The organism is Pseudomonas brassicacearum (assembly GCF_009601685.2).
Classification (GTDB): Bacteria; Pseudomonadota; Gammaproteobacteria; order Pseudomonadales; family Pseudomonadaceae; genus Aquipseudomonas; species Aquipseudomonas kilonensis_B.
Genome location: NZ_CP045701.2, coordinates 3226286 through 3245655 on the forward strand (window position 1 = coordinate 3226286; position 19370 = coordinate 3245655).

General features: G+C 62.0%; 17 protein-coding genes. 5 read left to right on the top strand and 12 right to left on the bottom strand.

What is annotated here, in order from left to right:
* Positions 1–30: 30 nt before the first annotated feature.
* The 3 genes from GFU70_RS14000 to pssA form a co-directional block, all read right to left on the bottom strand.
* On the bottom strand, positions 31–1002 hold the full coding sequence (locus GFU70_RS14000; RefSeq protein WP_153388249.1) for an NAD-dependent epimerase: 972 nt from the start codon (positions 1000–1002) through the stop codon (positions 31–33).
* Between the two features lie 244 nt (positions 1003–1246).
* On the bottom strand, positions 1247–2263 hold the full coding sequence (locus GFU70_RS14005; RefSeq protein ID WP_116642222.1) for an AraC family transcriptional regulator: 1017 nt from the start codon (positions 2261–2263) through the stop codon (positions 1247–1249).
* An 11-nt stretch (positions 2264–2274) separates the two neighbouring features.
* Positions 2275–3618 carry a CDP-diacylglycerol--serine O-phosphatidyltransferase gene (gene pssA / locus GFU70_RS14010; RefSeq protein WP_153388250.1) on the bottom strand — a complete coding sequence of 448 codons (1344 nt, stop codon included), beginning with the start codon at positions 3616–3618 and terminating at the stop codon, positions 2275–2277.
* Between the two features lie 122 nt (positions 3619–3740).
* Here pssA and GFU70_RS14015 point away from each other — a divergent pair, with 122 nt between their 5' ends.
* The 3 genes from GFU70_RS14015 to GFU70_RS14025 all read left to right on the top strand — a co-directional run bounded on the left by GFU70_RS14015 (position 3741) and on the right by GFU70_RS14025 (position 5494).
* Positions 3741–4304 carry a TetR/AcrR family transcriptional regulator gene (locus GFU70_RS14015; protein WP_058543684.1) on the top strand — a complete coding sequence of 188 codons (564 nt, stop codon included), beginning with the start codon at positions 3741–3743 and terminating at the stop codon, positions 4302–4304.
* Positions 4305–4349: 45 nt separating this feature from the next.
* On the top strand, positions 4350–4829 hold the full coding sequence (locus GFU70_RS14020) for a DUF1348 family protein (RefSeq protein WP_046062452.1): 480 nt from the start codon (positions 4350–4352) through the stop codon (positions 4827–4829).
* 263 nt (positions 4830–5092) lie between these two features.
* Entirely contained in the window at positions 5093–5494 is a 402-nt protein-coding gene (locus GFU70_RS14025; protein ID WP_058543686.1) for a hypothetical protein, read from the top strand.
* Between the two features lie 36 nt (positions 5495–5530).
* On the opposite strand, the gene GFU70_RS14030 is transcribed toward GFU70_RS14025, so the two are convergent.
* From GFU70_RS14030 to GFU70_RS14065, 8 genes are all read right to left on the bottom strand, one after another.
* Positions 5531–7954: a TonB-dependent receptor gene (locus GFU70_RS14030; protein WP_153388251.1), complete on the bottom strand. Its 2424-nt coding sequence runs from the start codon at positions 7952–7954 to the stop codon at positions 5531–5533.
* Positions 7955–8021: 67 nt separating this feature from the next.
* On the bottom strand, positions 8022–8966 hold the full coding sequence (locus GFU70_RS14035) for a FecR domain-containing protein (RefSeq protein WP_153388252.1): 945 nt from the start codon (positions 8964–8966) through the stop codon (positions 8022–8024).
* Positions 8966–9475: a sigma-70 family RNA polymerase sigma factor gene (locus GFU70_RS14040; protein ID WP_153388253.1), complete on the bottom strand. Its 510-nt coding sequence runs from the start codon at positions 9473–9475 to the stop codon at positions 8966–8968. Before GFU70_RS14040 ends, GFU70_RS14035 begins: the two co-directional genes overlap by 1 nt.
* Positions 9476–9816: 341 nt before the next feature.
* Positions 9817–10632, bottom strand: coding sequence for an energy transducer TonB (locus GFU70_RS14045; RefSeq protein ID WP_153388254.1), 816 nt, complete (start codon positions 10630–10632; stop codon positions 9817–9819).
* Positions 10629–11075 (bottom strand): protein TolR, encoded by a 447-nt coding sequence (gene tolR, locus GFU70_RS14050; protein WP_153388255.1) that lies wholly within the window; start codon positions 11073–11075, stop codon positions 10629–10631. Before tolR ends, GFU70_RS14045 begins: the two co-directional genes overlap by 4 nt.
* Before the next feature lie 13 nt (positions 11076–11088).
* Positions 11089–11796 carry a protein TolQ gene (tolQ, locus tag GFU70_RS14055; protein ID WP_153388256.1) on the bottom strand — a complete coding sequence of 236 codons (708 nt, stop codon included), beginning with the start codon at positions 11794–11796 and terminating at the stop codon, positions 11089–11091.
* Between the two features lie 64 nt (positions 11797–11860).
* Positions 11861–13777, bottom strand: a complete 1917-nt coding sequence (locus GFU70_RS14060; protein ID WP_226921171.1) for a phytase — start codon at positions 13775–13777, stop codon at positions 11861–11863.
* Positions 13778–13871: 94 nt separating this feature from the next.
* Positions 13872–16394 carry a TonB-dependent receptor gene (locus GFU70_RS14065; protein ID WP_116642214.1) on the bottom strand — a complete coding sequence of 841 codons (2523 nt, stop codon included), beginning with the start codon at positions 16392–16394 and terminating at the stop codon, positions 13872–13874.
* 471 nt (positions 16395–16865) lie between these two features.
* Here GFU70_RS14065 and GFU70_RS14070 point away from each other — a divergent pair, with 471 nt between their 5' ends.
* Positions 16866–17780, top strand: a complete 915-nt coding sequence (locus GFU70_RS14070; RefSeq protein WP_058543693.1) for a GGDEF domain-containing protein — start codon at positions 16866–16868, stop codon at positions 17778–17780.
* A complete protein-coding gene (locus tag GFU70_RS14075) occupies positions 17777–18814 on the top strand; it encodes an AraC family transcriptional regulator (protein ID WP_153388258.1) in 1038 nt (345 codons plus the stop codon). The genes GFU70_RS14070 and GFU70_RS14075 overlap by 4 nt, the downstream gene beginning before the upstream one ends.
* Positions 18815–18858: 44 nt before the next feature.
* Here GFU70_RS14075 and GFU70_RS14080 read toward each other — a convergent pair whose 3' ends face one another.
* Positions 18859–19299 carry a CBS domain-containing protein gene (locus tag GFU70_RS14080; protein ID WP_003202071.1) on the bottom strand — a complete coding sequence of 147 codons (441 nt, stop codon included), beginning with the start codon at positions 19297–19299 and terminating at the stop codon, positions 18859–18861.
* Positions 19300–19370 lie beyond the last annotated feature (71 nt).

A 19370-nucleotide genomic window follows, 5' to 3' on the forward strand; every position in this document is an offset into this window, starting at 1 on the left:
GTTCCAGTGAAAAGCTGAGGAGTGAGGGGGTTAAACGCGGTAATAGTCGCGGTACCAATCGACAAACGACTGCACGCCGACGGGCACTGCGACCTGTGGGCGAAATCCCACGAGATCCTCCAGCTCACGCGTGTCTGCCCACGTGTCGACCACGTCGCCCGGTTGCAACGGCAAGAAATGCTTTATCGCAGGGATGCCCAGTGCCTCTTCAAGGCACTCGACAAACTGCAGGAGCTTGACCGGCGCGCCGAACCCGATGTTGTAGACCTTGTTGCGTACGCCCGAATCAGTGGCAGGCGGCAGCGGTAACAACCGCACCAGGCCTTCGACGATGTCGTCGATATAGGTGAAGTCCCGCGACATCGCACCATCGTTATAGAGGTCAATGGCGCGGCCGTTGAGGATGGCGTCGGTGAATTTGAACGGCGCCATGTCGGGCCGTCCCCAAGGTCCATAGACGGTAAAAAACCGCAGGCCGGTGGTGGGAATACCGTAGAGATGCGAGTAGGCGTGGGCCATCAGTTCATTGGCGCGCTTGGTCGCCGCATAGAAAGACACCGGCTGATCGACCGGGTCGGTGGTGGCATACGGCAGACGGTCATTCAAGCCATACACCGAGCTGCTCGAGGCGAACACCAGGTGCGCCGGTCGATGGGCACGGCAGGCTTCCAACACGTTGAGGAAGCCCACCAGGTTGCTTTGCGCATAAACGTCCGGATTGTCGATGGAATAACGCACGCCGGCTTGGGCCGCCAGGTGGACGACTTGCTCGAATGCGTTTTGTGCAAACAGGTCTAGCAACGCCTGCTTGTCGGCCACATCCAGCCGCTGGAAGCGAAAGTTGCGGCATTCGGCCAACTGTGCCAGGCGTGCCTGTTTCAGCTCGACGCTGTAGTAGCTGTTGAGGTTGTCGATGCCAATGACCTGATGGCCATCGCTGCACAGCCGCTTGGCGGTATGAAACCCGATGAACCCTGCGACGCCGGTGACCAGTACTCTCATACGCGGCTCAAAACGGTCATTTGCATACATTACCCTGATGGATGGCCCGGCTTTTCCGGGGCCTGCACAGGCTTGTATCAGAAATAAATGACGGTTTTATGAGCGTGCCAGTGTGCCAAGCGAAAAACCCTGTGGGAGCGAGCCTGCTCGCGATAGCGGTGGTTCAGCCGCCTTTTCATTGGCTGCCAGACCCTCTTCGCGAGCAAGCCCGCTCCCACAGGGTTCGACTCTGCCAAGCAACAGGTCAGTTGATGTCGTTGAGAATCAGGCTGCGATAATGCCCCGGGTTGGACCCGGACCACTTGCGAAACGCCTTGTAGAAGGAGCTGGCATCGGCAAAGCCCAGGCGCGAGGCGATTTCGACGAAGCTGATGGAGGGCTCGGCCAGCCAGGTGATTGCCAGATCCTTGCGCACGCTGTCCTTGAGGCCTTGGTAAGTCTGGCCTTCCTCCGCCAGGCGTCGGCGCAAGGTAGACGCGGACACGCAGAACTGCTGGGCCAGGGCTTCGGTCTCCGGCCATTGTTCGGCAGGCAGCTGCCGCAGGTCGTGCCGGATACGGCTGGCCAGGCTTTGCGGGTTGCGGTATTTGACCAGGATGTTGGCCGGGGCCTGGGCCAGGAAGCGCTTGAGCTCATCAGCGTTGCGCCTGATCGGCAGGTCGAGGCATTGAGCCGCGAAAATCATGCGGGTGCGCGGGCGGTCAAAGCGCAGGTTCTGGGAGAACATCACGCGATAGTCGTCGCAGAAATCCGGCGCCGGGCAGCGCAGTTCGACGGAGAGAATGGGAATGCGCCGCCCGGCCAGCCAGCAGGCCACGCCATGGACAATCATCCAGTAGGTGAAATAGGTAAAGGCCCGGCGCGGCGGCTGATCGTCTTCCAGCAGCACGATCTCCGCCAGGCTTTGCTGGCGCACCCACTGTGCCGGCAGGTGTTCGAGCATCAGCGACAGAAACCCCAGCCCCGCCGTCAAGCCGCTCGCCAGCGTGGGCTGGGCCATGGCGCACTGGCAGAGAAACGCCAGGCTGCCGGACTTGAGCTTGCGCGGGTCCATGCCAAAAAACTCGTCATCCAGGCGCCGGGCGAGTAAACGCCAGAGCCGCGCATAGGCATGGGCCGGGACCCGCGCCTGGGTGTCGTCGAGCAACGCAGGGTCTATGCCGACCTTGCTCAGGACCTCATCGGTAGCCGCGCCGGGGGCGCAGCTTTGCAGCAGCGCCTCACGCACCAACTGGATGGAGATGGTGTCTTTTTTCGACATGGCGCGGGTATTCACAGGATCCGGTAAAGCAGCCGTTCTATCCGCACCCGGCTGACCCGTTTCAGGAACCTGGCCACGGCCTCGGGGTAATCCGGCAGGGTTTCCAGGTCCAGGTAACGTTCGATCCGGCGGGTGTAGCGGTAGATCTGCTCAAGCTCGGCCTGGCGCGGCGCCAGCAACTCGCCCTTGGGGTCGTCCAGCAACAGCGCGTTTTCCAGGTCCAGGCGAAAGGCCCGCGGGTTGAGGTTATTGCCGGTCAGCAAGGTGTAGCGCTCGTCGATCCACATGCCCTTGAGGTGATAGGTGTTGTCCCCGTCACGCCACAGGTGCAGGTTCAACTGGCCGCTGTCGATATAGCGCTGATGGCGTTTGGCGAAGCGCCGCAGGCTGATTTCATAGAGGTATGGCAGCGCCGCGATGATCTTGAACGGCTCGCTTGGCGCAATGTAGAAGTCGTTGGCGGTCTTGTCGCCGACGATGATGTCGATCTTGACCCCACGGGCCAGGGCGCGATTGAGCTCCCGGGTCACCGCCAGGGGCAAGTTGAAGTACGGTGTGCAAATGGTCAGTTGCTGGCGGCTGCTGGCGATCAGTTCACCGATCACCCGGCTCAGCGCGTTGTTCTTGCCCACGCCCAGCAACGGGCTTACCGACAGGCCGCCCTTGTCGAGGCTGCCAACGCTGGTGTCATAGGTCGCGTACTTGAGGCGACTGCGCAGGTCACCGATGTCCTTGCGCAAACTGCGGGTGCTGGGCAGGTCAGGCAGGTCCAGGCGGTGCACGGCCCTGGAGGCGACCAGGCCGTGCTGCACCAGATGGTGCATCGAATCGGCCAGTGCCGCGTTCTGCAGCAGGTGATAGCGGTCGTAGCGGTATTTGTCGAACTTGTGCAGGTAGACGTTATTCAGGCTGGCGCCGCTGTAGAGCACACAATCGTCAATCACGAAGCCTTTCAAGTGCAGCACGCCGAACAGTTCGCGGGTCTGCACCGGCACGCCGTAGATCGGCACTTCGCTGGCATGGGTACGAGTCTGTTCCTGGTACCACGCCGAGTTGCCCGGCTGCTTCTTGGCGCCGATCAGCCCACGCTGGGCCCGCAGCCAGTCCACCACCACGACCACGTCCAATTCCGGACGCGCGGCCTTGGCGGCATGCAGGGCATCGAGGATTTCCTGGCCGGCCTCATCCTGTTGCAGGTACAGCGCGACGATGTAGATGCGCTGGGTGGCCTGGGTGATTTTCTCCAGCAGGCAACGGCGGAATTGGGCAGCGCCATCGAGGATGGTCACCGCATCGGCGGTCAGTGCAAAGCTGCGCAGCTTGGGCAGCAGGGAGCGTTTGAAAAGCGACGGCATATGGCTCGCAAAAAGGTCGATTCCGAAGAACGGATGAGCTTACACCATGGATGGGTTTGGGTCTTCCTGTCCCCAAGAAAAAAAGACTTGACCAAGGAGAACGATCATTCTACTTTTCGCTCATGAATGAAATTACTGGTAATGAAACACGCGACATCATCCTCGATGTCGCCGAAAAGTTGATCTATAAAAGTGGCATCGCCGCCACCGGCATGGACCTTCTGGTGAAAACCGCCGGCGTCTCCAGGAAAAGTGTCTATCGCTACTTCGCCAACAAGGACGACCTGATCGTGGCCGCCCTCAAGCGGCGGGACGAACGTTGGATGCACTGGTTCAGCACCGAGGTGGACAAGGCGCCCACGCCAACTGCGCGGCTGCTCAACCTGTTCACCGTGCTCAAGGGCTGGTTCGACAGCGAAGGTTTCCGCGGCTGTGCCTTCATCAATACCAGCGGCGAAACCGGCGACCCTCAGGATCCGGTCCGCCAAGTGGCAAAGCTGCACAAACAGAAGTTGCTCGATTACGTGACCCGGCTGTGCGTCGAACAAGGTGTCCAGAACCCGGACGCACTGGCCCGCCAGCTCCTGATTCTGATTGACGGCGCCATTACCGTGGCGCTGGTCATGGGCGACCACAGCGCGGCTGATCACGCCCAGGACATGCTGAAACAACTGTTACACGTCTGACCCGTAGAACCGCTGTGCCATTCGTCAACTCACTGGAGATCCGCCATGTCTGCCTCTTCCGAAGTTCGTCCGCCGTTGCCGCCGTTCACTCGTGAATCAGCGATCGAGAAAGTTCGCCTGGCCGAAGACGGCTGGAACTCTCGTGACCCACAAAAAGTATCCCTGGCCTACACGCTGGATACTCAATGGCGTAACCGCGCCGAATTCGCCCATAACCGCGAGGAAGCCAAGGCGTTCCTGACCCGCAAATGGGCCAAGGAGCTGGATTATCGGTTGATCAAGGAGCTCTGGGCCTTCACCGATAACCGCATCGCTGTGCGCTACGCCTACGAATGGCACGATGATTCGGGCAACTGGTTCCGCTCCTACGGCAATGAAAACTGGGAGTTCGACGAGCAAGGCCTGATGTACAACCGATACGCCTGCATCAACGACATGCCGATCAAGGAAAGCGAGCGCAAGTTCCGCTGGCCGCTGGGTCGCCGGCCGGACGATCATCCGGGGTTGTCTGAGTTGGGGTTGTAACGCTCGCGATAGCGGCCTGACAGCTGGCCTGGTTCTCCCAGCCATGCACCCGTCAGGCCTGTGGGAGCAAAGCTTGCTCGCGATGGCGGTGGCAAATCCGACAAAGGTGCAGGCTGACTCACCGCTATCACGAGCAAACTCCCACAGCAGCGCCAGACAAGCGGCCCCTCCAACAGGCTTGACCCACATGCCGCCAGGCATCACATTGCCTGGGCCGGCGATAAGCTCGCTGTTTCGTTGTGCAGCAGATTTTTGTGGAGCCCATGACCGCGTCGATCCCGATCCGTCCCCCCTGCCCGCCCGGTGTCTGCGATTGTGGCCGTGATGCCTTGCTGCAGGCGCCTGGCAGCGACCTGCGCATCCTTTGCCTGAATCGCCAGGAAGAAAAACGCCTGCTTGAACGCCTGGAGAACATCCAGAGCCTCGACGAACTCCAGCGCCTGCAGCAACGCCTGTACGAAAACCTGGGGATCCACCTGAGCGTCGAGCCCGGCCACAACGAAGTGCGGACCATGCGCGGCATCGCCATCGAATTTCAGGACCAGCCCGGCCTGTGCCGCAAGATTCGCCAGTCGATTCCCGCCGCCATCCGCCGTGGGTTGGAAAAACGCCCCGAAATCGCCTGGCGGCTGCTCGATGCCCACGATCTGTTTCGCGACATCTGAACCCAGGCAGCTCCTTCCCTGGAGCGGCACATCGACCTAGAAATCCACCGTCGCGGAAAGTAGGTAGGTGCGCGGGGTCGACAGCGTCAAGCCTGCCTCACTGTCATCCGACGCGCCGGCCGAACTCCAGTAGCGCTTGTCTGCCACGTTTTCGATGTTGGCCCGTAGGGTGATGTGCTTTTCGTCGACCTTGAATGCGTAGCGGGCGCCCACGTCGAAACGCTCCCAGGAATCGATTTCCTTGGTGTTGGACTGGTCCAGGTACTGCGAGCTGGAGTAGATGCCACGGCTGGTCAGGGTCAGGCCCTGTATCGTCGGCACGTCCCACTCGGCGCCGAGGTTGACGTTGTACTTCGGTGTGGCCGGTGCGCGGTTGCCGTCGAAGACGCCGTTGGTGGTATGGGTCAGTTCGCTGTCGATGAACATCACGCCACCCAGCAAGCGGGTTCCCTTCAGCGGTTCACCAAACACACTCAACTCCACCCCGGTGTTTTCTCGCTTGCCGTTCGGACCGAAGACACGCGTCGTCGCGTCGGTCGCATAGGCCGGCTGCTTGATCCGGAACAGCGCGGCGGTGACGGCGAACGGACCGGCATCATACTTGGCGCCCACCTCGACCTGACGGCTGATGAATGGCGGGAAAATCTCATCCTCGTTCACCGATGTCGACGGCGCGATCTTGCCCTGGCTCATGCCTTCCATATAGTTGGCATACAACGACAGCCTGTCGGTCGCCTTGAACAGGATGCCACCCGACGGCGAAACCTTTTCCTCATCGTAGGCAGTGTCGCCCTTGACGTTATTCGTCCAGTCGTCAACCTTCACCCGCTGCCAGCGGGCACCGAGGGTCAGCAGCAAGCGATCGTCGAACAGCCCCAGGGTGTCGGACAACGCCACGCCACTGAAGCGGTTCTCGGTGTAGACCTTGTTGTCCTGTCGCGTCGGGTTGCTCGGCGTCGGGGTCTGCACCGGGTCATACAGGTTGCTGCGCCCGTTGGCGTAGCGGGCGCCGCCATTTTCGAAGTCCATGTAGAAATAGCTGGCAGCCAGGTTGACCTCATGGCTCACCGGGCCGGTATGTAACCAGTTGCGCACCCCGGCCGTGGCCGTGCGGACATTTTCGTCGCGGGTAAAGTCACGGGGCTGGACGGTGAAGTCACCCGCATCGTTGGTGACCGAAACGTTGTGCCGAAGGAAGTCGTGGTTGCTTTTGCGCGCGCCTACGCCGCCATACAGCATGACGGAATCGTTGACATCGAATTCGGCGTTCACTGTGCCGAAGGTGTCGCGGGTGCGCGCCTTGCTCCAGGACTGGGCGTAGTTGTCACGCACATCACTGGCGTGAGGAACCTGCGCATTGGCGCCCACCTGTACGCGTTCCTGGGGCGCGTCGGTGTTACGTTCGGTGCGGCCAATGTCTGTCGAGAGTCGCAGGCGTTCACCGCGAAAATCCAGGCCCAGTACCGCCATCTCGCGGTCCACGCTCTGGTGATCCCATTCGGTGTCGCCCGCCTGCTTCACGCCATTGAAACGAATACCGAACTTGTCATCTTCCCCAAAGCGCCGACCGACATCCACGGCACCGCCAAGCTGGTTGTTGGAGGCGTAGCTGCCGGTGAACGAGGTGATGGGCTTGTCCGTGGCGCGCTTGGGCACCACATTGATTCCGCCCCCCACACTGCCCCGCGGCGAGATGCCATTGATGAGCTGGCTGGGGCCCTTGAGGATATCGACGCGTTCGGCCATCTCCATGTCGATCGTGTAGGTCGGCAGGATGCCATAGAGACCGTTGTAGGCGACATCACTGTTGAACAGGCTGAAACCGCGAATGGTGAACTGCTCAAAGCGCCCGCCTGCCGGGTTGGTGGCGCGGACCGAGGGGTCGCTGGCGATCAGGTCGCCCAGGGTGCGCGCTTGTTGGTTCTTGACCGCCGCGCTGGTGTAGGTGGTCATGCTGAACGGCGTTTCCATGAAATCCCGCGCGCCCAGCAAGCCTTGCGAACCACGGCGAGCAACCTGGCCACCGGCATACGCCGGGCTGTCTGTCGACGCCGTGGCGCCGAGAATCGAGGTGGGTGCCAATTGCAGGCTGCCGCCTTCCGGTGCCGGGGTCAGGATGTAGGCCTGCTCACCCACCGCTTGCAATTGCAGGCCCGAACCCCGCAACAGTCGGCCAAACCCCTCCTCCACCGCAAACTCACCCGAAAGCCCGGCGCTGTTGCGACCACTCACCAGGGCCGGATCCACCGACAGGTTGACGCCCGCCAGCCCGGCAAACCGGGTCAACGCTGCGCCGAGGCTGCCGGCCGGCACCTGATAGCTACGCCGGCCAGCTTCTTCGGCCAGGCTCGATGAGATAAAGAATGGGCTGGTGCTCAAGCTCAGCATGAGGCTCAGGTTCAACAGCGGACGCCAGCCGGCAAAGGCCGGGCGCAAACGCAAAGGTGCAACTGCGGACATTGGAAAGCGCTCTCATTTTTGTTCAGTTGCCTTGAATGACAAGCGAGACAAAAAAAGGGGACAGGCGTCAGGCCATATTTTTGCGAAGCGTCAACGTGACCCAGTAGCGAGTGCGCATGTGCACGTCCAGCGGCAGGCTGGCCGCCAGCAGCGCGAGAATTCTGTCGGTGTTGTCCAGGCGGAAGCTACCGGTGATTCGCAGGGATTCCAGGGTTTCGTCCCAACGCAACACCCCGGGGCGATAGCGGCTCAGTTCCCGCAGGAAATGCCCCAGCGGCTGCTCCTGCGCAACCAATACGCCGTCACGCCAACCCAGCTGTGCCACGTCGAACGCCTTCACTGGCCCCGCGCCTGAGGCCTGGAGGTTGACCTGCTGGCCCGCTTCCAGGCTCAGCAGTGGCCCGCGCCGGGGTTGCAGTTGCGCCGAACCGCTGACCACCGACACCCGGCAATCGCGCTCGCCCAGGTACACACAGATTTCGCCACGACGGATTGTGATGAGCCCATAGGGTGATTGAACGGACAATGGCGCGCTTGCGGCGAGTTTGAGGGCCATCTCGCCGCGCACCAGCACCAGGCGCCGCGCCTTGAGGTCCAGGTCGACGGCGCTGTCGGTGTTCAGTTGCAGCGCACTGCCATCGACCAGCGACCAGCGCCGTTGCTCGCCCGTGGCGGTGTGCAAGTCAGCGCGCCAAGCGTCCAACGGTAGCGCTCGCCCCAGCAGCCAGGCGGTCGGGACCAATGCGGCGACGCCCAATGCGCGCTTGAGCACCGCACGCCGGGCCAGCACCGGGCGGTCCAGCGTTGCCATGCCCAGGGACGCGGGCACTGCGGCAAAACGCTGGCGCAATCGCCGGGCCTTCTGCCAGGCCGCCTCGTGATGAGCGCTGCTGTCGCGCCAGCGTTGCAGGGCCGCCGAGTCGAACGCATCCCCGTCGAACTCCATCAGGGTCAACCAGCGAGCCGCCGCCCGCGCCGCTTCGCGGGCTTCGGGTGAAGGGGCCGGGCGCATCAGAAGTCCACCAACAGGCAATGCTCATAGGCTTGGGCCATGTAGCGTTTGACCGTGCGCTCGGACACTTGCAGGCGTTCGGCGATCTCGCGATAACCCAAGCCTTCAAGCTGGCTCCAGAGAAAAGTCCGCCGCACCAGGGGCGGCAGGCCATCGAGCAATTCGTCCAGGGCTTGCAGGGTTTCCAGCAGCAGCCAACGTTGTTCTGGCGACGGTGCGCAAGCCTCAGGCAAGCGTGCCAGGGCCTCGAGGTACGTCTGCTCCAGGTTTCGCCGGGTGTAGAAATTGCTCAACAGGCGTTTGCCGACGGTCAGCAGATACGCCCGGGGTTCTTGCAGGTCCGCCAGTGCCTGGGAACTGGAAAGCACCCGCAGGAATGTATCCTGGCGCAGGTCCGCCGCATCCCATGCGTTGCCCATGCGCCGTCGCAGCCAGCCTTCCAGCCAGCTACCGTGGTCACGGTACAACGCATGGAGGGAATGCTCCATCGGCGTAACTGCATCACACATGTCCAGAAGCCTGCGCAAAGTCTTAAATGAGACTGATTCTAATTAATGTTCGCGCGTTAATCCAAGCTCTTTATGCAACGTGTGTCTGAACATGGGATGGAATGGGTGGGGCAGGCTCGTGGCGGGCTTTGTAGGAGCTGGCGAAGCCTGCGATCTTTTGATCTTGATCTTGATCTTGATCTTGATCTTTCGCTTGGGATTCAAGTGTCTGGGGAAAGATCGCAGCCTCGTTGCACTCGACAGCTCCTACACAGCTCCTACACAGCTCCTACACGGCAGCTCCTACGTGGGCCCTACATAGTTCGTAGATGGCTTCTACTGCCTGGGGCAATATCAAGCGTTTATTTGATCCGGTAGTGAAAAGTATTGCGTACCGCCGGTACCGTCACCGCCCTGCCATCGATGATCCGCGGCTGATAACGAAACGTCTGGGCGGCGGCCAGGGACGGTCGGATGAACAGTGGGTGGCAGCCCTCGAGCACCTTGGGGTTATCGATCCGCCCGTCCGGCGTCACGCTGTATTCCACGGTGCAATCGCCTTCCAGGCCCTTGTCCAGGGCGCGTTGCGGATAGTCCGGGGCTTGCTTGCTCAGCGGTTGGTAGCTGCGGCTGTCGGCGGCGGCCTGACGCGCCTGTTCGGCTTGGCGTTGCTCGGCGAGTGCTTGTGCTTGCCGGGCCTGGCGCTGCTGTTCGGCGGCCTGCTGCTCGGCGTCTTGCCTGCGTCGTTCGCTTTCCTGGCGTTCGCGCTGCTGTCGGGCCTGTTGCTCGCGCTTTTGCTCCTCGACCCGTTTGCGGGCCAGGGCCGCCTGTTCCAGTTTCTGTGCCTGGATCCGCGGGTCTACAACCGGCTTGGTGGGGGCGGGACGTGGCGCTTGCATGGGTGATGGGGTGGATTCGACCGCTGGCGGTGCAACAGGGATGACCGGTGCCGGTGCAGGCGCTTCAGGCACGGCTGTCGCCGGCAACATCACCAGTTGCGTGTGCAGCACCCGTGGCGCCTCGGCGGCTGGCTTCTCCACGCTCCAACCCAGCACCAACAACGCCACCACTCCAGCGTGCAGGGCCAACGCGAGCCCCGCTGCCAGGCTGTTTTTCCATAAGCCGCGCCTCGACGCAGGCGCGCCCAGGGATGGACTGTGCATGATCATCGCCGTCATTGCGGCGCCTCGGTCACCAGCCCCAGGTTGCTCACGCCGCCCTGCTGCAACGCGGCCATGGCCGCAACGACCCGGCCGTAATCGGCATGCTCGTCGGCACGGATGTACACCTGGGTATCGCTGCGCTCGCCCACGACCTGTGCCACCTTGGCTCGCATCTGCTCCAGGTCCACGGCGCTGTCAGTCTGGTGACGGGTGTCCAGCTCTCCGCCCAGGTTCCAGTAGTAACCGCCCTCGGCCTTGACCGACAGAGTCAGGATTTGCTGGCGACTGTCGTTGGCCAGTGCTTCGCTGGCGACCTTGGGCAGTTCGATCTTCACCCCCTGGGTCAGCATGGGCGCGGTGACCATGAAAATCACCAGCAGCACCAACATCACGTCGATGTACGGCACCACGTTCATTTCGGCCTTGGGACCGTGCTTGCGTTGTGGCTTGACGAGCATCTGCCCTCTCCTCTCAAGCGGCCGTGGCCAGGTTCACCGGGGCACCGTGCAGCTTGCGGTGCAGACGCGCCTGCAGCTCGTTGCCGAAGGCGTAGTAACGGGTCAGCAGGGTCTGGCCGCGAGCGGCAAAACGGTTATAGGCAATCACCGCCGGGATCGCCGCGAACAAGCCGATGGCCGTGGCGATCAACGCCTCGGCAATGCCCGGCGCCACGGTGGAAAGGCTCGCTTGTTGCACCTGGGAGAGGCCGATAAAGGCATTCATGATCCCCCAGACGGTGCCGAACAATCCGATGTAGGGGCTGACCGAGCCGACGGTGGCGAGAAACTGCAGGCCTTTTTCCAGCTGTACTTCCTGTTCGCTGATCGCCACCTGCAACGAGCGCTCGACGCCTTCAAGCACCACTTGTGGCGTGCTTGAAGGTTGGTTGAGCTGAGTGAAGGCCAGCACACCCGCCTGGAAAATCGGGGAGACACCACCGTCGTCTTCGCCGACCTGCGCGTGTTCCCGGTACAACGGCAGCAGATCCTGGGTGCTGCGAAAGCGCTGCAAGAAACCGTTGAGTTGGCGCTCGTTGCGTTGCAGCACGGCGCTGCGCTGGATAATCAGGTACCAGCTCAATAACGAGGCCAGCAGCAACGTGAGCATGACCGCCTTGACCAGCAGACTCGCGTCACTGATCAGGCCCCAGATCGTCATGTGTTCCAAAGTGGCTTGCATGGTTGAAACTCCTGTCTGGCGGTTATTCGATGAAATGTTCGTGACCGGTTGATGACAGCGTCGCTCAAGGCAGGCGCAGCGCTTCGGCCACGTCGGCCCAAGGCACGAACTTGAAGTTCTGGGTTTGCTCGGGCATGCGCTTGCGGCCATCCTGGACCACCAGCATGCCCTGGCTCCAAGGCCCGCCGAGGTTCGCCGAGGTCACCTCCAGGCCGTCGGTTTCCGACGCACCATCAATGCCTGCGGCCGCGTTCAGACCGATCCGAAAGGCGCCGCGCACGGCATAGGGAGGTTCGGCATCGAGCACCAGGTAGCTGTCGTTGCCCTGGCTGGAAATCACCAGATAGTCGTGGCCGTTGGCCTGGTACAAGGCCATGCCTTCGACGTCGGCGTGCAACGACGGGCCGACCTTGATCACACGGCTCAAGGTCGCCGGTTGGTCGGCCCGGGCATCCACCGCCCAGACGCCGACGTCCTCCTCACCGAGAAACAAGCGCTGGCGTTGCTCGTCGGCGACGCAACCTTCAGGCTGGCTGTCGACACTGAACTGGCGCACCAACTCGCCTTTCACCACACCGTCCGGCGCGCTCAGGCGGTACTGCACGAAGCGCCCGTCCTTGCCGTTGGCGAAGGCATACAGTTCACCTTCGGCAGGCTGGAACAGGCAGATGCCGTAGATTTGCTTCAATGACGTCGCAATCTCGCCCGCTTCGCGCAACTCGCCGCTGGCGCGGTCGATGCTGAACAGGCTCAAGCTGTTGCGATCTCGGTTGCTGGCCACGGCCAGATCGACGGTTTGCGTGCCCAGCTTGAAGTTCGCCCGCACATCGACGTTATTCAGGCGCCCGACCGCCAGTTCCTGCAGCAACTTGCCTTGCAGGTCATAGGCCAGCAGGCCTTGCTTCTTGTTGGTGCCCAACACCCGGCTCAGCCCGGGCGTCGTCGGATGGACCCAGATCGCCGGGTCATCGGCTGCATCGCCCTGGCGGGCCACCGGCTCGCTCTGGACGATGGCAGCCACTGTGGGCAGAACCGGCGGCAAGGGCACCGGCGTGGGTTTCCAGCTGATTTCGCCTTGGTACAGGTGCCCGTTGTCATCGTCGCGCAGCAGCACTTCGACGCCAGTTTTCGTCAGCCGCGCGGCGAAGTTTTCTGGTTCTTTCAGGCCCGCCAACGGCAGGTTGGCTTTGGCACTCCAACCCTCTCCCTGTTGCTGATACACATGCAGTTGCGCCGCTTCCGGGTCCAGCCCCAACAGGCCTCCCGGCAACACGGCCATGGCGCCGGCGCTTTGCTGGAGGTCGCCGAACGGTGCACGCATCGCTACGGGAACCCTAACGGCCTCGGCCTCCGAGGATGCCGGATAAGCCCACCAGCCCACCCGTTCTTCGTTGACGAACAATTGATTGGCGTTGTCCTGCACCTGGCAGGTCTTGGCGTCCGGCGGCAACGGCAGGCCGCGCACTCGTTGCGCGGTGTCGCCCAAACGCTCGCCATTGCCTACCCACCATTGCTCGCCCTTGCCCTCCTCGCCGACCAGAAACACAAACAGGTTGCTCGCCTCGTCGCGGTACAGGCACAGGCCGTTGACCGGAAAATCCCGCGCGGGCAGGTACAACGGCAGGCCCCACTGACGGTGTTGCGGATTGAGGCTCACGACCAGGGCTTGCTGGCGCGTGCTGTCGAGGCTGGCGACCAGCACGTTCGCGCCCTGGCTACGGCTGTCGAGGCTTTCGAAGGTGCCCTTCAGGCGCGTCAGTTCGCGACCTTGGGCATCGAGCAAGAACAAGCCTTCGCGGGCACTGGCCAGTCGCTCGGTCGTCGAAGGGCCGGGCAGGAATGCCAGGGCGTTGATCGACAATTGCTCGGCTTGAGACCAAGGTTGCAGCTTGAACTTGGGCGCTGGGGAAGCCGCCAGGGCGGCGGCTGACGCCAGGCTGATCGCCATCGCCAGTAGGTAGCGCTTGGGCAGGAAAAACATCGTGTTCAACGGGAAAATCCTTGTCGTTCAGTCAGATTCAAATGGGCTTGCTGCTCACTTCTGTGGCATTGCCACACGTGATCAGCCTCGCAATCTAGAAATGGGTAAAGGTCAGTCCCAGCTTGTAGGTCGGGCCGTACTCTTCGTACTGGCCGTTGTAGGAGCGGTGGCCGGTGTAGACGAAATAGGGCTCGTCGGTGAGGTTCTGGGCTTCCAGGCTGACTTGCAGGTTTTTGGTCAGCGAATAGCGCGCGCTGAAATCGACGAAGGTCTGGGCGTCGACGTACAGGTCATGGTCGCGGTCGCCGATGGATGCCAGCTCGAACAGGTACGCTGACTTGTAGTTGGCCGACAACCGCAGGCTCAGCTTGTCGTTTTCCCAACCCAGCATCAGGTTGCCGACCGTGTCCGACTGGTTTGGCAGGTCGATGCTGCGTTTGCGCTGGGTACCACTGGCTTGGTCGAAGCCCTCGATCTCGGCGTCCGAACGGCTGAAGGTGGTGTTGGCGCCGAGCAGCAGGCCGTTCCAGGGCGCCGGCAGCCAGTCGAATTTTTGCGAGTAGGCCAATTCCAGGCCATACAGCTTGGCGCTGTCGCCGTTGGCGTAGCTGTGGGCTTCTGAAAAATCGGTCCAGGCACCGGTGCCGGCCAGGTCGGTGTTGTAGACGAAGTTCTTGATGTCCTTATAGAACACGAAGGCCGAGACCGTACCGGCGTGGCCCATGAAGTGCTCGATGCCCAGGTCCAGGTTGCTCGACTCCAGGGGTTTGAGGTCCGGGTTGCCGAAGGAGGCCTCGTCATCGTCGATGACAAAACCCGGTGCCAATTGCCCGAAGGTCGGACGCACCACGGATTTGGTCCACGCCGCACGCACCTGGGTGTTCTTGTCCAGTTGGTAGCGCGCGTGCAGGCCCGGCAACCAGTGGTGATACTTGCGGCGGGTCTCGGTGTCGGTGAATACGCCGTCAGTGACGCCGGTGCCCTTGGCGTCGAATTCGGTGCCCTCGTAGCGCATGCCGGCGATGAAGCGCCAGTCATCGATATCGACTGTGTTCATCAGGTAGGCGGCGTTGATGTCCTCGCTCATCTTGAAGTCGTTGACTCGCGACTCCTGCTCGTCAAAGAACTCATCGCGATTCAGACCGCCCAGCAGTTGCTTGATGGCATCGGCGCTGATGCCCGGGCCGAAGCGGCCGAGGCGATAATCGACATTACCTTTCTGGAATTGCCCGAGGTTGAGCTGGTCATCGGTGAAGCCCAAATCATCGAAGTCTTCGTAGACCCAGGCATCGAGGTCATTATCCTTGTCGCGTCGACTGACTTTGCCGCCGAATTTGACTTGGGAAGCGTAACCACTCAAGTCATAGTCCCGGGCCAGGTCCAAGCGCAGGTTTTTCTCTGTGTCGGTGGTCTTCTGCTCTTCCCAATCGACCTTGTCGAGGCTGAAGTTCGCCGGATCATAGAACCCCGAGCCAATGATCGGCCGCGGTTTGTCGTTGTCGTAGAAGCCGCCGCTGAAATCGTCGATGCCTTTGAAGGTGGCACCGGCGATGTGGCCAGGGCTGTCTTCGCTGGATTGGCTGTAGCCGCCCTGGCCACTCAGGGTCCAGAGCCCGAACAGGCGCTCGCCACCGAGCACGTAGGATTGGATCTCCTGGGTTTCTTCACGTTGCTTGAGTTTGCGCTTGCCCTCGGCATCCCCCAGTTCGCCGGCTGCTTGCGGGTCCTCGAAGGCAATGCTGGCGGCGTTGCGGGTTTCGCTGTCCTTGTAGCGGCTGTACAACGTGCGCAGGTAATAGCTGCTCAAGTCATCGGGCTTGTAGTCGAAGTTCAACCCGCCACCGGCACGCTCGCGACTGATGTCGTAGTCGCGCTGTTCGAACTCTTCGAGGCGCGAGCCTTGCTCGAAGTCCCAGGCGCCGCCGGTTTCGACGTTGTCCGAACCGAAGTCACGCTTCTGCCAGCTCAGTGCCGCGGCCACGCCGAAGTTGTCGATGCCGTCGCCGAGGCTGAAACGGTCGCTGATGGCGCCGGAGAATTTCGGGCTGGTCTGGCTGGTGTTCTTGTCGTAGCTGGCTTCGCTGCTGCCGGTGTAGAACAGGCCCTTGTGGTCGAAAGCCGACAGGCTCTTGACGTCCACCGTGCCGCCCAGGGAATTGGCGTCCATGTCCGGCGTCAGGGTCTTGATCACCGACAACGATTGCACCAGTTCCGAAGGCAGCACATCCAGGGCAACGGCTCGACGCTCGCTTTCCGGAGCCGGTACCAGCGTGCCGTTGATGGTCACACTGTTGAGGTCCGGCCCCAGGCCGCGCACGCTGACAAACCGGCCTTCACCCTGGTCGCGCTCGACGCTGACGCCGGGCAGGCGCTGCACCGCTTCGGCGACGTTTTCATCCGGCAACTGCGCCACGCCATCGGCATGCACCACGCTCTTGATGCTGTCGGCGCTGCGCTGCTCCTTGAGGGCCTGGTCGATACTGGCCGCCTGGCCGACCACTTCAACGTGTTCAGTGGCCGTCTGCTCGGCGGCGCTCAGTCGCTCACTGGCAACGGCCATCGCCAATGCGGTGAACGTGAAACCGACGAGCCCGGCAGTGCTTGTGCGGTGATACATGGTGATCCTCCCCAGGAATCCGGAAATCCGCCAGGCAATGGCCCGGCAACTGGGAGGGCACGCTAGGGGTGGGGAATGACGGTTCTGTGACAGGGTTTGGCTGCAGGGGCTGCAATCGGCTGATTTAGGGGGGCTTGCGAGCCGAAATGAGCTGAAATGACCTTTTTACAGGCTCAGGGAATCTGAAGGGCGAAGGAATTTGGCGAAACGTCGCACCGCTGTGGGAGCAAAGCTTGCTCGCGATGCAGGCGCCTCGATTCCCTGAAAAACCGCGTCGTCTTCATCGCGAGCAAGCTTTGCTCCCACAAAATCCCCTCGCCACAATGAGGCAGGTGGCGATGTCATGAATGAAAAGTTCAGACAATGGATGAGCTGATTCGACCTCCCCCACCCTATCACCCGCCGTCACCGCACTGTCACATTCATCTGCTGTGCTGGGCCGCATTCCGCTTCTGGCAAAGGATTCCGGCCATGTTCTCCGTGCTGCGCCCGCACCGTCTCAAACTCGCCCTGCTCCTGCTGGCGGCCAACCTCGGGTTGATGCTGCACTTGGCCTGCGGCGAACTCAAACCCGTCAGCGAATGGGTCTGGCTGGACATCCTCGGCGAAGGTGGCTCGGCGCTGCTGGCGCTGGTCTGGCTGGGGCTGGTGCTCAAAAGCCGGCCGGCCGGACGGGTGACCAACTACTTGATCCTGGGCCTGGGCTGCATCTTTTTTTCCTGGTGGATCGACAGCCTCGACGAATTCATCCGCCTGCCCGACAGCATCACCTGGGACCACTGGCTCGAATCCGGGCCGATGCCGGTGGGCATGATCCTGCTGACCCTCGGTATCTATCACTGGCACCGAGAGCAACTGGCAATCAACGGGCAGATGGAGAAGCGCGAGCGGCTGTTCCGTGAGCATCGCCTGTTCGACAAACTCACGCCGTTGGGGGGCGCCGACTTTCTCAAGCACGAACTGTCCGCCAGCCTGGAAGACAGTCGACGCCGCCAGCAACCCTTGTCGCTGCTGGCCCTGGACCTGGACAACTTCACGGCCATCAACCAGCGTTTCGGCCACGGCGAGGGCGACGCGGTACTGCAGGCCGTCAGCCAGTTGTTGGTACTGAACCTACGGCGCCAGGATCTGCTGTGCCGCCTGGCCGGTGATCGCTTCGTGGTGCTGCTGCCCGACACCGGCGAGAGCCAGGCCCGGCGCCTGGCCCTGGAGCTGGAAATTGCCATTCGCAGCCTGGCCCACAAGACCCGGCAACACAGCGAACGGTTGCAGCTGGTCGCCAGCACGGCGGTGGTGATGGCGTTCGACGAATCCCCCGAGGCCTTGCTCAAACGCCTGAACCTGGCACTGGCCCAGTGCCGGACCACGTTGGCGAAAAGCGCATGACACTCAAGACCTGCTGGTACGAAACCGACAGCCGCTTCATTCCGGGGCACTATCAACCTGCCGCGCTGATCGACCTGGCGCTGTCGCGGGACATCGACAGTCATCGCCTGCTACGCGGCACCGGGCTGTTCCATGAGGATATCCTCGCCGGACAGAGCCGCATCAGCCCGCAACAGTTCCTCGGCCTGATCGACAACAGCCGGCGCCTGCTGGATGCCAGCGACAGCAGCTTTCTGTTTGGCCAGCGGCTGTTGCCGGGCCACTACGGGCCCGCGAGCCACGCCTTGCGTCACGCACAGAATCTGCATCAAGCCCTGCAAACCCTGATCGACCAGCAGGCGCTGCTCAGCCCGTTGGCCGCCCCGAGACTGCTGTTGGACGAGCACTATGCCTATGTCCATTGGCTCGACAGTTGCGGTGCCGATGAACAATGGCGTTTCGTGCTGGAGGCGAGCATGACCTCGATGGTGGCGATGAGCGCCTGGCTCAGCGGCGAACGCCTGCCCTGGCAGTGCAACTTTCGCCACAGCGAGCCGCGATACGTCGAGCAATATTGGGTGCACCTGGGTGAGCACACCCAGTTCGACCGTCCCCTGGACCTGATGCGCCTGCCCCGCCACTGCCTCGCCCAACCCTGGCCCAACGTGTCAGTCACTGCCGGCCAGGTGGCGCGGATCGAAGCCCGGGAACAGCTCGATCAATTGGGCTTCGCATCAAGTTTCCTGGATTGCCTCTACGACTATCTGCACGCCCATGTGCAGCAGACGCCCAGCCTGGAACAGACCGCCCAGGCCTTCGCCATGAGCCCGGCGACCCTCAAGCGCAAGCTGCACAAGCACCACAGTGGGTTCCAGCAACAGGTGGACCGGGTGCACACCCATGTGGCCTTGTATCTGTATCAGGTCAAGGGGTTCAGCAACGAGGAAGTGGCGCAGTACTTGCGCTTCAACGATACGGCGAACTTTCGTCGCTCATTCAAGCGCTGGACCGGCAGTACGCCGAATCTGATCCGGCAGTTGCTGATGTTGGGCTGAACGGTGGGAGCAAGGCTTGCTCCCACCGATAAATTCCCTGTGGCTCAGTGTCCGCGAATGTAGTGCTCCAACTGCCGGATCAGATCCGCCTGCTCGACAATCGCCTCCTTCACCAGGTCACCAATGGACAACAGGCCGATCAACTGCCCGTTATCCAGCACTGGCAGGTGTCGCAAGTGGCTGTCAGTCATGACTTCCATACAGCGATCGATGCTCTGCTGGCTGTCGGCGGTGACCACCGGCGCGCTCATGATGGTGCGCACCGTCGTCCCCACCGATGAACGCCCCTTGAGCACCATCTTGCGCGCGTAGTCCCGCTCGCTGAACACACCCACCACCTGGCCGTCCTCGATCACCGGCAGCGCGCCGACATTTTTCTCGGCCATGATTTGCAGTGCTTCGAGCACCGTCTGCTCGGGGGCGATGCTGTGGACCTGCTGGTTCTGCACACTCTTGAGTCTCACCAGTTGGGCGGCGGTTTTCATTACTAATCCCCAGGTTGCGAATCAAACAATAATTCGAGCTAAACCATTCCTGTGGCGAGGGGATTTATCCC